Source organism: Pseudomonas promysalinigenes (assembly GCF_014269025.2).
Classification (GTDB): domain Bacteria; phylum Pseudomonadota; class Gammaproteobacteria; order Pseudomonadales; family Pseudomonadaceae; genus Aquipseudomonas; species Aquipseudomonas promysalinigenes.
In genome coordinates, this window is the sequence record NZ_CP077094.1 from 580,932 (window position 1) to 595,242 (window position 14,311).

The window sequence follows — 14,311 nt, forward strand, 5'->3', positions numbered from 1 at the left end:
ACACACAAGCTTAGCGCCTGGCAGGTTTTTTTTCCTGTGGCGGCGCTTTGGCCTGTGCTGCATTACGCAACGCTTCCTCGGCCTGGTGCTGACGAAGTTGCTGCCAGTGCGCCAGTACTGCGGGCGGTGCCCATATCTGAGGTTCGGAGGCTTCGAAACCTTCTCGTCTTTCCCGTTCGGCAACACTGGTGCGCGCGAGTTCGAACGCTTGTTTGAGGTCGTCGGTCTGGTTCAGCGCCTGGGCGAACAAGGCATCGCCGAAGTAGGTGAAATCAGCCTCTTCCGAGCAGCCGAACGAAACCCGATCAGCACGAGCGGCTGTCATGATCAGGGTGCGCTCATCCTTCAACGGGGCGATATAGCCACCTGAATAGCAGGCGGAGATGACGATTATCTTGTCGCGGTCTTTAAGCGGAGCTAGGGCACTGGCCAATTCGTCAGCGGACAGGTCAGCCAGTTGCAGACGCGGCTGGTCGAGCACCAGCTGGTGGTCCTGGCTGCCGTGGCTGGTCAGGTAGATGAAGATCAGGTCTTGCTGGCTGCTGCGCTCGGCCAAGGTACGGGCAGCACGGGTCAGGTTCTCACGGGTCGCCATGGGGCGAGTAGCCATCTGGTCGCGATGATTGACCAGGGTGATCTGCCCGCGAGCACCGAACCGCACTTTGAGCAGGTTGCTGACATAGTCGGCTTCGCGCAGGAACACGCTTTGCTGGCCATCGCCAGCCAGCACCAGGCTATACAACTGCACTGGGGGTGCCGAGCGGGGCACCTGGGCCATCGCTTCATTCAGTAGGCGGCCCTGGTTGAGCAGGGCCAAGTCCAGCGGGTCGGGCAGCAGGTTGCCGTTTTGATCACGTACACGCACGCCATTGACCCAGAAGCCGCTCTGGACCTGGCCATTGGGCAGGGTCAGCTTGCCATGGCCCTGGTAGGCGTCGCTGTCGAAACCCCCGACATACTGGCTGCCGTCGGGCATCTGCAGGCTGCCTTGGCCAGACAGGCGCCAGTCGACGAAGCTGCCTTTGTAGTGGCTGCCGTCGCTGCCGAGTAATTCGCCTTCGCCGACCAGGGATCCATCCTTGAAGTCACCAATCCATACGTCGCCATCAGCGTTCTCGTAGCGGCCTCGACCTTCGAGGCGGTTGTCCTTGAATTCACCGATGTACTGCTCGCCTTCGACACTGTCGTAGGTGCCACTGCCTTGCAATTGGCCATCGACGAAGCGGCCGCTGAACCGGTTGCCGCTGGCATCGCTGCGCACGCCCGCGCCATTGGGCTTGCCTCGGGCGAACAGGCCTTGGTAGCGGCTGCCGTCGGCCAGTTCCAACTCGCCTGCGCCATCGTACTGGTCGTCCTTGAACTGGCCGCGGTAGCTCTGATCCACCTGTTTGAGAGTACCTTCACCGTCACGCCGACCGTGGCTGAAGGTACCCGCATAATGGCTGCCGGGGGTGGTGAGTTCACCCAAGCCGTGGAACAGCCCTTTGTCGAACTGGCCCCGGTAGACCTCACCATTGCTGCCGTGCCACTCGCCCTGGCCATGCCACTGGCCATCCTTGAAATTGCCCGCGTACCAACTGCCGTTGGGGTAGTCGATTCGCCCAGCCCCCTGGAGCAAACCATCGATCACCTGGCCCCGATACCGCCCGCCATCGGGCAGGCGGGCGTCAGGCGGGGTCAACGACTCTCCATCGCCACAGGCAGTGAGCATCAAGGTCAGGGCGATGGGGAGCAAGGGACGCATGGCGTAATCCGGGCAAAAGATCTGCCGAGTATGCCGCAGATTTTGGGGCGCAGGTATCGGTGACTGGCCTTGGGTCAGACGAAACAGAGCGAGAGCGGTTCAGCGATGTAGGCGGGCTTGTCTTCGCCTTCGATCTCCAGGGTAGCGGTGGCTTTGAGCAGCCATTGCCCTGGTTTTTTTTCGGTCACTTGCCCCAGGTCGACCTTCAGCCGCACCTTACTGTTGACCTTAACTGGCTGGATGAACCGCACGCTGTCGAGCCCGTAGTTGACCACCATCTTCAGCCCCTCAGGAAGCACCAAGATGTCTTCCATCAACTTGGGGATCAGCGACAACGTCAGGAAACCGTGGGCAATGGTTGTGCCGAACGGGGTGTTTGCGGCCTTCTGCGGATCGACATGGATGAACTGGAAATCACCAGTGGCCTCAGCGAAAAGATTGATGCGCTGCTGGTCGATGATCAACCAGTCGGAGCGTCCCAGCTCTTTTCCAACGTACTTTGCAAGTTCGGTTACCGGTACATAGGGCATCGCGACTCTCCAAGTTGTCATTTGGTACGCGCGTACAAGATGAGCACGGCGAATCGTTTCAGTCAAGGAACCCCAATTTGGCGAATGTCGGCTTACAGGCAGTGCGTGCTTATAATGGCCGGCATGCTTGAAGGAGATGGTTATGCTGTTGCGTGGTTTGACCTGGCTGGTGTTTTTTCAATTGCTGGGTACTGCACTCAATCATTTGTGCGTGCCGATTCTGCCTGGCCCGATCATCGGCCTGTTGCTGCTGCTGGTATTTCTCATGGCCCGCGGCGAGGTCGGCAAGCCCCTCAACGAAGCTGCCGGTAGCCTGCTGCGCTATTTGCCGCTGCTGCTGGTGCCGCCGGCGGTGGGGGTGATGGTGTATGCCAAGGACATCGCCGCAGACTTTTGGGCGATCGCCGGTGCGCTGTTGATTTCCTGCCTTGCGACGTTGGCGTTCGTCGGTCTGCTGATGCAGAAACTCATCAATCGCCAGCATGGCAGGCATAAGGAGCAGTCATGATGCTCGACTGGCAGGGCGCGGTTAACGCCGTCATCCACCATCCCTTGTTCGGTATCGGTATCACCCTGGGCGCCTATCAGATCGTGCTGGCGGCGTTCGAGAAAACCCGTTGGATCTTTCTGCAGCCGGTGCTGGTTTCGATGATGCTGGTGATTGGCGTGCTGTTGAGCTGCGGAATCAGCTACGCCGAGTATCGCAAGAGCACCGAGATCATGAATATTCTGCTCGGGCCTGCGACAGTAGCCTTGGCGGTGCCGCTGTACCTGAACCTGAAACGCATCCGGCAGCTGTTTTGGCCGACCTTTACTACGCTGGTAATCGGAGGCCTGTTCGCCACGGTCTGTTGCCTGCTGCTGGGCTGGTGGTTCGGTGCCGAGCACATGATCCTGATGACCATGGCACCCAAGTCGGTCACTTCGCCGATCGCCATGTTGGTGGCCGAACAAATTGGTGGTGTGGCGGCGCTGGCAGCTGTGTTCGTGTTGATCACCGGTGTGATCGGGGCGATCTTCGGCCCGGCGCTGCTGACCCGGTTGGGCGTGCACAGCCCGGAAGCGCGTGGCATGTCGCTGGGCGTGACCGCCCATGCCGTAGGCACTTCGGTGGCCTTGCAGGAAAGTGATGAGTGCGGCGCCTTTGCCGCGTTGGCGATGAGCCTGATGGGGGTGGCCACGGCGGTGTTCCTGCCGTTGGCAGTCAGCCTGGTGGCTTGAGGAGTTGTGATGACGCTACCGCTGTTTCCGCTCAATACCGTGTTGTTTCCAGGTTGCCTGCTGGACCTGCAGATCTTCGAGGCGCGCTATCTGGACATGATCGGCCGCTGCATGAAGCAAGGTACCGGCTTTGGCGTGGTCTGCATCGTCGAAGGCGAGCAGGTCGGTAAAGCCCCACCGGTGGTGGCTTCGATTGGCTGCGAGGCATTGATCCGCGATTTCGTCCAGCAGGAAAACGGCCTGCTTGGCATCCGTGTGGAAGGTGTGCGGCGTTTCGAACTGAGCCAGACCGTGGTGCAGAAAGACCAGTTGCTGGTCGGCGAGGTGAACTGGCTGACAGAGCACCCAGACAGTCCGCTCACTGAGCATGACGATGACTTGCTGGCGCTGTTGGTGGCGCTGGGTGAGCACCCGATGGTCGAGTCGCTGGACATGCCGCGGGACGTCGATGGTCGCCAAGCCTTGGCCAACCAGCTGGCGTACTTGCTGCCGTTCGTTGAAGAAGACAAGCTCGACCTGTTGGCGATCGGCTCGCCTGGGCAGCGACTGGAAGAAATCCAGAAGCTGCTTGAGCGGATCCAGGGTGAACTGTTCGCCTGAATGGGTGCGGTGCGCTGCACTGGCCTCAATATTGGTAACGGAGTAAGGCGTGAGGCAGCGAATGCATGGCGAAAAACGCCAGCAACGCGATGCACGCCGGCAGCACTAACCACCACACCCGCAAAGGCATTGCCGTCAGTGGTTGGCGGTTTTGCACCAGCGTCAGGCTCAACGCACACACGCAGCAAGCCAGCAAAGCCCCTGCCAGGATGTCGGTTGGCCAATGCACCCCCAGGTAGACCCGCGACAAGGCAATCGCCAGTGCCGGGATGCAGCCCATCATTACCCAGGTCAGGCGCAGACGCGCAGGCATGCCGCGCCCTGCCAGCACCGCCAGGGTCAGGAAGAATGCGAACGACGCCGAACTGTGGCCGCTGGGCATGCTGTAAGTGGTCAGCGGCTCGCTCAGCACTTCTGGCCTGGCCCGGGCGAACAACCATTTCAGCGAGCCATTGGCCAATGCCGTGCCGATCAGCGTGCCCCCTGCGAAAAGGGCATGGCGCCACTGCCGCGCCAGTAACAGCAGACCCGTCAGCAGGCCGCCCAGGAAGAATTGAGTCTTGAAGTCGCCCAGGCGGGTCACGATGACCACCGCGCCGTCGATGGCCTTGCTGCGATGCTCTTGCACCAGGGTCATTACACCTTGGTCAAATTCGTGCAGATAAGGCCAGCCAAGGAAAACCCCGGTCAGCGCAATGAAACTAAGCCCCGCGATCAGCCGAGTACCGTGGCGCTGATCGCGCATGCTGCTGTTGAGGCTCAGCCCGATCAAGGCCGCCAAGGTCCCCGCGATGATACCGGCATCCAGCCAGAAGCCTTCTGGCAGTGGCAGGCGCATGGCCGCGCCGGTCGCCCAGCCTGGCAGCAGGTAAGCGACCGACCAGCCAGCGCCGGCCACCAGGCTGACCGCGATGAAGCGCGGCAGCGGCATGTCGAACATCCCGGCGACCATCGGCAGCATTGGCCGCAGCGGGCCGATGAAGCGGCCTACCAGTAGGCTTGCGATGCCATAGCGCTGAAAGTAGCTCTCGGCACTGCCGATCCACTCTGGGTGATGGCGCAGCACCGGTAGGCGGCGGATGTTCTGATGAAAGCACTTGCCGATGGTGTAAGACAGCGCATCACCCAGCAGGCCGCCGAGGAACCCCAATAGTAAGGTTTCCCCCAGGCTGAGTGCGCCACTGCCTGCCAGCACGGCCACCGCGAACAGCAGCACCGTGCCCGGCACGATGATGCCGGCGATGGCCAGGCATTCCACGCACGCCACCAGAAAGATCGCCAGACCGAGCCACTGAGGGTTGGCGCTGAGCCAGCCAGTGATGCTGTCGAGCCATTGGCCCATGTTTCAGCTTCCTTGTTCGAGGATGAAAAAGTCTTGCCCTTCGAGCTGGCCCCGGCGCAGCGGGTTCCGCGTGCAGAAGCGGGCGAAAGCGGCGTCGATGAAGCGATACGGCAGGTGCTCGTCGCGCCCCTGGGGGATGCCCAGGCGTGGCGCCTGGATGATCTGCGGCACAGGGAGCGCGCAGTCTTCGACGTAAAGGCGTTGAGGGTCAAAGCGTTGTCCGTCCCAGTGCGGCACTTTCAGGCCCAAGGCCTTGCACAGCAGGGTCTGCCCGCTGCAAAGGCGCTCGGCTGGGCGCAGGTTGCCGCTGGCATCGGGGTTGTTCAGTTGCATCTGCGCCAGGCTGTCGGCGCCTGAGATGGCATCGACCCAGGGGTAGGCAGATTTTATCAGTACCGCGTTGCCTGGGCCGTGGGCGCTGAAGTTGAGCGAGTCTCCGCCGCGGGCGTAATACATGTAGATGTGCCCGCCATCGAGGAATAGCGCCTTGCGTTTTTCGGTGTAACCCAGCGACGCGTGGCTGCCTTTGTCGGTCAGGTAATAAGCTTCGGTTTCGATGATGCGTGCAGCCAGCCACAGGTTGCCATGGCGATGACGGATGACTTTGCCTAGCAACGCCTTGGCCAAGGTCTGGGCGTCGCGGTCGAAGAAACTGTCCGGTAAGGCGCGGGCAGGGCAGGGGGCTGGTGCTGACATGCTGGCGAGTCGTGACTATGAAGGTTGTGATGATAGCAATGATTGGCTTAATCGAGGCTGAACCGAGACGGTTCGAGACGTGCAGTTACATCTTTCCTATGGAAACTTACACGCCATTTTCTACCATCCGCCACCCGCCGCTGGGCGTATACCTGCGCGGCAGTTATAATCAGCCGATTTCCCCTTCGCCAAGACACCGAACCGATGACTGAGTCCGTTCTTGACTACATGACCCGCCTGGGTCGCGCCGCCCGCCAGGCCTCTCGCGTTATCGCACGTGCCAGCACCGCGCAGAAGAACCGCGCTTTGCAAGCTGCCGCCGATGCGTTGGACGCCGCGCGCGCCGAGCTCGCTGAAGCCAACGAACGGGACTTGGCCGCAGGCCGTGCCAATGGCCTGGAGCCTGCGCTGCTGGACCGTCTTGCGCTGACTTCGGCTCGGATCGACGGCATGATCACCGGCCTGCGCCAGGTGGCCAGCTTGCCAGACCCGGTGGGTGCCATCCGCGACATGAGCTACCGCCCGTCGGGCATCCAGGTTGGCAAGATGCGTGTACCGCTGGGGGTGATCGGGATCATCTACGAGTCGCGCCCCAACGTCACCATCGATGCAGCCAGTCTGTGCCTGAAGTCCGGCAATGCCACCATCCTGCGTGGCGGCTCCGAGGCCATCCACTCCAACCGCGCCATCGCAGTGTGTATCCAGCGTGGCTTGGCTGCTGCAGGCCTGCCTGCTGCCGTGGTGCAAGTGGTCGAGACTACCGACCGCGAGGCGGTTGGCGCGCTGATCAGCATGCCCGAGTTCGTCGATGTGATCGTGCCGCGTGGTGGCAGGGGCCTGATCGAGCGCATCAGCCGCGATGCTCGCGTGCCGGTCATCAAACACCTGGACGGCATCTGCCACGTCTATGTGGCTGAGCACGCCGAGCTGGACAAGGCGTGGCGCGTGGCATTCAACGCCAAGACCTACCGCTACGGCATCTGTGGTGCGATGGAGACCCTGCTGGTCGACCAGCGCGTGGCCGAAGCCTTCCTGCCGGAAATGGCTCGCCGCTTCCAGGACAAAGGTGTCGAGTTGCGTGGCTGCAAGCTGACCTGCGCATTGATCGACGCCAAGCCAGCCAGCGAAGACGACTGGCACACCGAATACCTCGACGCGATCCTCTCGATCCGTGTCGTCGAGGGTTTGGACCAGGCCATCGAACATATCAACCACTACGGCTCTCACCACACCGATTCGATCATCACCGAGCACCAGGGCCAGGCCCGTCAGTTCATGGCTGAGGTCGACTCGGCATCGGTGATGCTCAACACGCCGACCTGCTTTGCCGATGGCTTCGAATATGGTCTGGGCGCGGAGATCGGCATTTCCACCGACAAGCTGCACGCCCGCGGCCCTGTCGGTCTGGAAGGCTTGACCTGCGAGAAGTACGTGGTGATCGGCGACGGCCAATTGCGCGGCCAGGAGTCCTGCTGAGTTGAGCAAGGCCCAGGCAGTCCGGCGCATCGGCATTCTTGGCGGTACTTTCGACCCCGTGCACATCGGCCACCTGCGCAGCGCGCTGGAAGTGGCCGAGTTCATGGCGCTCGATGAGCTGCGCCTGTTGCCCAACGCCCGCCCGCCGCACCGTGATACCCCCCAGGTAGCGGCACAAGACCGCCTGGCCATGGTTCGCGAAGCGGTGCAGGGCGTCAGCTGCCTGAGTGTCGATGCTCGTGAACTGGAACGCGACAAGCCGTCGTACACCATCGACACGCTGGAGTCGGTGCGCCTGGAGCTCGGTCCCGACGACCAACTGTTCTTGCTGTTGGGCTGGGATGCCTTCTGCGGCCTGCCCACCTGGCACCGCTGGGACGAATTGCTGCAACACTGTCATATCCTGGTGCTGCAACGCCCGGATGCCGACGTTGAACCCCCTGACGAGTTGCGCAACCTGCTGGCTGCGCGCTCGGAGAGCGATCCCACCGCCATGTCCGGCCCGGCGGGGAATATTTCGTTCATCTGGCAGACGCCGCTTGCGGTGTCCGCTACACAGATCCGACAGCTGCTGGCCAGCGGCAAATCGGTGAGGTTCCTGGTGCCGGACGCCGTACTGGCCTACATCGAGGCGCACGAACTGTATCGTGCCCCTAACTGACGGTGCCCGAGGGCGCCTCATCCAAACGAGTTGAAGAGTTTTTTATGAGCAAGCAGAAAATCAATGGCGAAGAACTGGTCAAGCTGACCATCAGCGCCCTGGAAGACGTCAAGGCCCAGGACATCCAGGTCATCGACGTGCGCGAAAAGCACAGCCTGACCGATTACATGATCATTGCCACCGGTACCTCCAACCGCCAGATCAACGCGATGCTGGAAAAGGTCCGTGAGTCGGTCAAAAAACAGGGCGCGCAGCCTCTGGGTGAAGAAGGCAAGGGCGACAGTGATTGGGTACTGCTGGACCTGAACGACGTCATCGTTCACATGATGACCGCTGCAGCTCGCCAGTTCTATGATCTGGAGCGCCTGTGGATGGGTGCCGAGCAAAGCCGTGCCGCCGATGCCAAGCACCACAGCCCGGAAAACGCCAGCGACTATTTCACCGACAAGCTCAAAGACCGGGAATAAGGAAGCGTCGTGCGTCTTCGCCTGATCGCGGTCGGCTCGCGCATGCCCAAATGGGTCGAGGAAGGCTGGCATGAATATGCCAAGCGCCTGCCCCAGGAGCTGTCGTTGGAGCTGGTGGAAATCCCGCTCAATACCCGTGGCAAGAATGCCGATGTCGCCCGCCTGATCCGTCAGGAGGGCGAGGCCATGCTGAGCAAGGTTCAGCCAGGGGAACGCATCGTAACCCTCGAGGTCCATGGCAAGCCCTGGAGTACCGAGCAGTTGGCGAGCGAGCTGGACCGCTGGCGCCTGGACTCACGCACGGTGAATTTGATGGTGGGCGGCCCGGAGGGGCTGGCGCCTGAGGTCTGTGCACGCGCCGAGCAGCGCTGGTCGCTATCGCCGCTGACCCTACCGCACCCGTTGGTAAGGATACTGATCGGCGAGCAGATCTATCGCGCCTGGACAGTCTTGTCCGGGCACCCTTACCACAAATGAGCCTGTAAGCAGTCCGATGTCGCAGCCGATCCGTCTCAAGGACCACGAGAAAGACGCCCGCCTGGTGCGTAACCGCGTCGTGGTCGGCGCGGTGGCGGTGATGCTGCTCATCTGCGTGCTGATTGCGCGGTTGTATTACCTGCAGATCATCCAGTACGACTATCACTCCACGCTGTCGGAAAACAATCGGGTGCATGTGCAGCCCATTCCGCCTACCCGTGGGCTGATATTCGATCGCAATGGCGTGATCATCGCAGACAACCGGCCAAGCTTCAGCCTGTCGATGACCCGCGAACGTGCAGGCAACTGGCAGGAAGTGCTGGACACCATCGTCCAGGTGCTGGAGCTGACCCCAGATGACCGAGCGCTGTTCGAAAAGCGCATGAAGCAGGGGCGTCGGCCATTCGAGCCTGTGCCTATCCTGTTCGAGCTCAACGAAGAGCAGATCGCTCGGGTGGCGGTCAACCAGTTCCGCCTCCCAGGGGTAGAAGTGGTCGCCCAACTGGTGCGTCATTATCCTCAGGGTGCGCATTTCGCCCATTCGGTGGGTTACGTCGGGCGGATCAACGAAAAAGAGCTCAAATCGCTCGACCCTGTGAATTACAGCGGCACCCACCATATCGGCAAGACCGGCATCGAGCGCTTCTACGAGCCAGAGTTGCACGGCCAGGTGGGTTACGAGGAAGTCGAAACCAATGCCCGCGGCCGTGTGCTGCGCGTGCTCAAGCGTACCGACCCCAAGCCTGGCAAGGACATCGTGCTGAGCCTGGATATCAAGCTGCAGGAAGCCGCCGAGGCCGCCCTGGGTGGCCGGCGTGGCGCCGTGGTAGCGCTCGACCCGCGCACCGGCGAAGTACTGGCCATGGTCAGCCAGCCCAGCTTCGACCCCAACCTGTTCGTCACGGGCATCAGTTTCAAAGCCTACGCCGAGCTGCGCGACTCGATCGACCGGCCGCTGTTCAACCGTGTGTTGCGCGGGCTTTACCCCCCAGGCTCGACCATCAAGCCTGCGGTGGCCATCGCAGGCCTCGACAGTGGCGTGGTCAACGCCAGCAGCCGGGTGTTCGACCCTGGTTATTACCAGCTGCCCAACTACGATCACAAATACCGTAACTGGAACCGTACCGGTGACGGCTGGGTGGACCTGGATACCGCAATCATGCGCTCCAACGACACCTACTTCTACGACCTTGCCCACAAGATGGGCATCGACCGGCTCTCCAGCTACATGAACAAATTCGGCATCGGCCAGAAGGTTGCCCTGGATATGTTCGAGGAGTCGCCGGGCCTGATGCCATCGCGTGAGTGGAAGCGGGCAACGCGCCGTCAGGCCTGGTTCCCGGGTGAAACCTTGATCCTCGGGATCGGCCAGGGCTACATGCAGGCAACCCCACTGCAACTGGCCCAAGCCACCGCGTTGATCGCCAACAAAGGCGTGTGGAACCGCCCACACCTGGCCAAGACCATCGAAGGCCAGGCGCCGCTGGACCCCAACCCTATGCAGGACATCGTCCTGCGTGACAAGTCCGACTGGGCCAAGGTCACCCACGGTATGGAACAGGTCATGCACAACGCCCGCGGTACTGCGCGCAAGGCTGCGGTCGGCGCCCAGTACCGCATTGCCGGCAAAAGCGGCACCGCCCAGGTGGTGGCGATCAAGCAGGGCGAGAAGTATGACCGTAACAAACTCCAGGAACGCCACCGCGACCACGCGCTGTTCGTGGCCTTCGCCCCGGCTGACGATCCGAAGATCGTGGTCTCGGTGATGGTTGAGAACGGCGAGTCGGGCTCTGGCGTTGCCGCCCCTGTGGTGCGGCAGATCATGGATGCCTGGCTGCTCGATGAAAGCGGCCGGCTCAAGAGCGAATTCGCGCCTGCCACCGTCGCCCAGGAAACGGCCCAGTGAAGAACAATTTCGATCGCATGCTCTCAAGCGAGGACGTGATGCGTCGACGCGCCAGCTTCCTGCAGCGCATCCACATCGACGGCCCCTTGCTCATCATCCTGCTGACCCTCGCGGCCGGCAGCCTGTTCGTGCTCTATTCAGCCAGTGGCAAGAACTGGGACCTGCTGCTCAAGCAGGCGACTTCGTTCGGCATCGGGCTGGTTTCGATGTTCGTCATCGCCCAGTTGGAACCGCGCTTCATGGCGCGTTGGGTGCCGTTGGCGTACCTGGTGGGGGTGTTCCTGCTGGTGGTGGTGGATGTCATGGGCCACAACGCCATGGGTGCCACGCGCTGGATCAACATCCCCGGGGTGATCCGCTTCCAGCCTTCGGAATTTCTCAAGATCATCATGCCGGCGACCATCGCCTGGTACCTCTCCAAACGTACCTTGCCGCCGCACCTGAAACACGTGGCAATAAGCCTGGTGTTGATCGGAGTGCCATTCATTCTTATCGTCCGGCAACCTGACCTGGGCACGGCGCTGCTGATTCTCGCCTCCGGCGCTTTCGTGCTGTTCATGGGTGGCCTGCGCTGGCGCTGGATTCTCAGCGTGCTGGCAGCAACGGTGCCTGTAGCGGTGGCGATGTGGTTCTTCGTGATGCACGACTACCAGAAGCAGCGCGTTCTGACCTTCCTGGACCCCGAGAGCGACCCCCTGGGTACCGGCTGGAACATCATCCAGTCGAAGGCTGCGATTGGCTCCGGTGGCGTGTTTGGCAAGGGGTGGCTGCTGGGCACCCAGTCACACCTGGACTTTCTTCCGGAAAGCCACACCGACTTCATCATCGCGGTGCTCGGCGAAGAGTTCGGTCTGGTGGGTATCTGTCTGCTGTTGATCGTCTACCTGCTGCTGATCGGCCGTGGGCTGATGATTACTGCCCAGGCGCAAACGCTGTTCGGCAAGTTGCTGGCTGGCAGCTTGACCATGACCTTCTTCGTTTATGTGTTCGTCAATATCGGCATGGTCAGTGGCCTGCTGCCCGTGGTGGGCGTGCCGCTGCCCTTCATTAGCTATGGCGGAACTTCGTTGGTGACGCTGCTGTCAGCGTTTGGCGTTTTGATGTCGATCCACACGCACCGCAAATGGATCGCCCAGGTTTGAAAAAGGTGAAGAATTTGATGCAAACAGTGCGTAACTGGGCTGCCCGTTGTGTGCCGTGGTTTGGTGCGGTGGGCCTGTTCGGCGCTGTACAACTGGCCCATGCCGGCGACTACGACAACTCGCCGCAGGTGGCCGAGTTCGTGGGCCAGATGAGCCGTGACTACGGTTTTGCCCCCGAGCAATTGATGGGCGTGTTCAAGGAAGTGCAGCGCAAGCAGTCGATCCTCGATGCCATCTCCCGCCCTGCCGAGCGGGTCAAGCCGTGGAAGGACTACCGGCCCATGTTCATCACCGACGCCCGCATCGCCCGCGGTGTCGACTTCTGGCGCCAGCATGAGGCAGTTCTTGCCCGCGCCGAGCAGGAATATGGCGTACCTGCGCAATACATCGTCGCCATCATTGGTGTCGAAACATTCTTCGGCCGCAACACCGGCAACTTCCGCGTGATCGATGCCCTGTCGACCCTGGGCTTCGACTACCCGCCCCGTGCCGAATTCTTCCGCAAGGAACTGCGCGAGTACCTGCTATTGGCTCGCGACGAGCAACTCGACCCGCTGACGCTCAAAGGTTCCTACGCCGGCGCCATGGGCCTGCCGCAGTTCATGCCCAGCAGCTTTCGCAACTACGCTGTGGACTTCGACGGCGATGGCCACATCAATATCTGGAACAACCCCGACGATGCCATCGGCAGCGTAGCCAACTACTTCAAGCGCCATGGCTGGGTGGCAGGCGAGGGTGTGGTCAGCCGTGCCCAGGTCAGTGGCTCGCAGGCAGACCTTGGCCTGACTACCGGCATCGAACCTGTTAAAACCGTCGGGCAGTTGCAGGCCCTGGGCTGGTCGAGCCATGATGCGTTGCGCGATGATCTGCCGGTAACCGCGTTCCGCCTGGATGGCGAGAACGGCCCTGAATACTGGATGGGCCTGAAAAACTTCTACGCGATCACTCGCTACAACCGCAGCGTGATGTATGCCATGGCGGTGCATCAGCTAGCTCAACAGCTGGTCCAAGTACGGGGCGTCAAGTAATGCGCGCAATCTTCTCAGCCAACACCTTCAAGCTGCTGACCTGCATGGCCGTCGGCATGCTGCTGGTCAGTTGCTCCTCTAGCCGGCCGACTTCCCAGAGCAAGGGCAACGTCGTCCGTGCCCAGCCTGGCCTGGACATCAACCGAGCCCACAAAGACGGTGCACCCTGGTGGGATGTGGATGTCAACAAGATCCCCGATGCCACACCAACCGTTCACACGGGGGCCTACAAGGCCAACCCCTACACCGTACTGGGCAAGACCTACTACCCGATGCAGGACGCGCGCAACTACCGCGCCGAAGGTACGGCTTCTTGGTATGGCACCAAGTTCCACGGCCAGAACACCGCCAACGGCGAACTCTACGACCTGTACGGCATGAGTGCGGCGCACAAGACTCTGCCCTTGCCGGCCTATGTGCGGGTCACCAACCTGGCCAATGGCCGCAGTGTGATCCTGCGGGTCAATGACCGTGGGCCGTTCTACTCGGATCGCATTATCGACCTGTCTTATGCCGCGGCGAAGAAGCTAGGCTATGCCGAGATCGGCACCGCCCATGTGCGAGTCGAGGGTATCGACCCGCAGCAGTGGTGGGCGCAGAAGGGGCAGCAGCCGCCACTGATGCTCAAAGAGCCACAGGTCGCGCAAACCCAGGCCATTGCCGCCAGCACCGGCCGGGTCGAGCAATGGACCCCGCCACCTCAGCAGCACGCGGCGCCAGTCGTGCCTGTGCAGGTGGGCGGTAACAGCATCCCGGCGGGCAGCGGCAACGTCCTTCAGGTAGGGGCCTTCGCCAACCCCGATGCCGCCGAACTGTTGCGCTCCAAGCTGAGCACCATGGTCAGTGCTCCGGTGTTCATCAGCTCTATCGTGCGTAATCAGCAAACCCTGCACCGTGTGCGGCTTGGGCCATTCAGCAGCCCTGGCGAGATCCAACAGGCACAGAACAGCATTCGCATGGCGAACCTTGGCCAGGCCAAGCTGGTCACAGCTGACTGACCGGGCGGGTCGCGCGGCTGCTG

Annotated in this window: 15 protein-coding genes; 11 read left to right on the forward strand and 4 right to left on the reverse strand. The window is 61.7% G+C overall.

Features of this window, described 5'->3' with window-relative positions:
• Positions 1 to 10 precede the first annotated feature (10 nt).
• Both HU725_RS02745 and HU725_RS02750 read right to left on the reverse strand, forming a co-directional pair.
• Positions 11 to 1,744, reverse strand: coding sequence for a C13 family peptidase (locus HU725_RS02745; RefSeq protein WP_186478758.1), 1,734 nt, complete (start codon positions 1,742 to 1,744; stop codon positions 11 to 13).
• Positions 1,745 to 1,818: 74 nt separating this feature from the next.
• Complete coding sequence (locus HU725_RS02750; RefSeq protein ID WP_060479224.1) at positions 1,819 to 2,274, reverse strand: MaoC family dehydratase; 456 nt, start codon at positions 2,272 to 2,274, stop codon at positions 1,819 to 1,821.
• Positions 2,275 to 2,416: 142 nt separating this feature from the next.
• Between HU725_RS02750 and HU725_RS02755 the strand changes: the two genes are divergently transcribed.
• Genes HU725_RS02755 through HU725_RS02765 form a run of 3 tightly spaced genes read left to right on the forward strand, consistent with a single transcriptional unit; the run spans position 2,417 to position 4,095 of the window.
• A complete protein-coding gene (locus HU725_RS02755; RefSeq protein ID WP_186478759.1) occupies positions 2,417 to 2,782 on the forward strand; it encodes a CidA/LrgA family protein in 366 nt (121 codons plus the stop codon).
• The gene (locus tag HU725_RS02760) at positions 2,779 to 3,495 is read left to right on the forward strand and encodes an LrgB family protein (RefSeq protein ID WP_186478760.1); all 717 of its coding nucleotides are present in this window, start codon (positions 2,779 to 2,781) and stop codon (positions 3,493 to 3,495) included. The genes HU725_RS02755 and HU725_RS02760 overlap by 4 nt, the downstream gene beginning before the upstream one ends.
• A 9-nt stretch (positions 3,496 to 3,504) precedes the next feature.
• Positions 3,505 to 4,095 carry an LON peptidase substrate-binding domain-containing protein gene (locus HU725_RS02765; RefSeq protein WP_186478761.1) on the forward strand — a complete coding sequence of 197 codons (591 nt, stop codon included), beginning with the start codon at positions 3,505 to 3,507 and terminating at the stop codon, positions 4,093 to 4,095.
• Between the two features lie 25 nt (positions 4,096 to 4,120).
• On the opposite strand, the gene HU725_RS02770 is transcribed toward HU725_RS02765, so the two are convergent.
• Together HU725_RS02770 and HU725_RS02775 are read right to left on the reverse strand one after the other, a co-directional pair.
• Complete coding sequence (locus HU725_RS02770) at positions 4,121 to 5,437, reverse strand: bifunctional DedA family/phosphatase PAP2 family protein (RefSeq protein WP_186478762.1); 1,317 nt, start codon at positions 5,435 to 5,437, stop codon at positions 4,121 to 4,123.
• A gap of 3 nt (positions 5,438 to 5,440) precedes the next feature.
• A complete protein-coding gene (locus tag HU725_RS02775) occupies positions 5,441 to 6,133 on the reverse strand; it encodes a DNA-3-methyladenine glycosylase (protein WP_060479219.1) in 693 nt (230 codons plus the stop codon).
• A 204-nt stretch (positions 6,134 to 6,337) separates the two neighbouring features.
• Between HU725_RS02775 and HU725_RS02780 the strand changes: the two genes are divergently transcribed.
• The 8 genes from HU725_RS02780 to HU725_RS02815 are packed head-to-tail and all read left to right on the forward strand — an operon-like array spanning position 6,338 to position 14,288.
• On the forward strand, positions 6,338 to 7,609 hold the full coding sequence (locus tag HU725_RS02780; RefSeq protein ID WP_186478763.1) for a glutamate-5-semialdehyde dehydrogenase: 1,272 nt from the start codon (positions 6,338 to 6,340) through the stop codon (positions 7,607 to 7,609).
• A gap of 1 nt (position 7,610) precedes the next feature.
• On the forward strand, positions 7,611 to 8,270 hold the full coding sequence (gene nadD / locus HU725_RS02785) for a nicotinate-nucleotide adenylyltransferase (protein ID WP_060479217.1): 660 nt from the start codon (positions 7,611 to 7,613) through the stop codon (positions 8,268 to 8,270).
• Between the two features lie 44 nt (positions 8,271 to 8,314).
• A complete protein-coding gene (gene rsfS, locus HU725_RS02790; protein ID WP_060479216.1) occupies positions 8,315 to 8,737 on the forward strand; it encodes a ribosome silencing factor in 423 nt (140 codons plus the stop codon).
• Between the two features lie 9 nt (positions 8,738 to 8,746).
• Entirely contained in the window at positions 8,747 to 9,214 is a 468-nt protein-coding gene (rlmH, locus tag HU725_RS02795) for a 23S rRNA (pseudouridine(1915)-N(3))-methyltransferase RlmH (RefSeq protein WP_060479215.1), read from the forward strand.
• Positions 9,215 to 9,230: 16 nt separating this feature from the next.
• The gene (gene mrdA / locus HU725_RS02800) at positions 9,231 to 11,120 is read left to right on the forward strand and encodes a penicillin-binding protein 2 (protein ID WP_186478764.1); all 1,890 of its coding nucleotides are present in this window, start codon (positions 9,231 to 9,233) and stop codon (positions 11,118 to 11,120) included.
• A gap of 38 nt (positions 11,121 to 11,158) precedes the next feature.
• Complete coding sequence (gene rodA / locus HU725_RS02805) at positions 11,159 to 12,262, forward strand: rod shape-determining protein RodA (RefSeq protein ID WP_050437190.1); 1,104 nt, start codon at positions 11,159 to 11,161, stop codon at positions 12,260 to 12,262.
• 5 nt (positions 12,263 to 12,267) lie between these two features.
• Complete coding sequence (gene mltB, locus HU725_RS02810; protein WP_371326780.1) at positions 12,268 to 13,290, forward strand: lytic murein transglycosylase B; 1,023 nt, start codon at positions 12,268 to 12,270, stop codon at positions 13,288 to 13,290.
• On the forward strand, positions 13,290 to 14,288 hold the full coding sequence (locus tag HU725_RS02815) for a septal ring lytic transglycosylase RlpA family protein (protein ID WP_060479213.1): 999 nt from the start codon (positions 13,290 to 13,292) through the stop codon (positions 14,286 to 14,288). Before mltB ends, HU725_RS02815 begins: the two co-directional genes overlap by 1 nt.
• Positions 14,289 to 14,311: the final 23 nt, after the last annotated feature.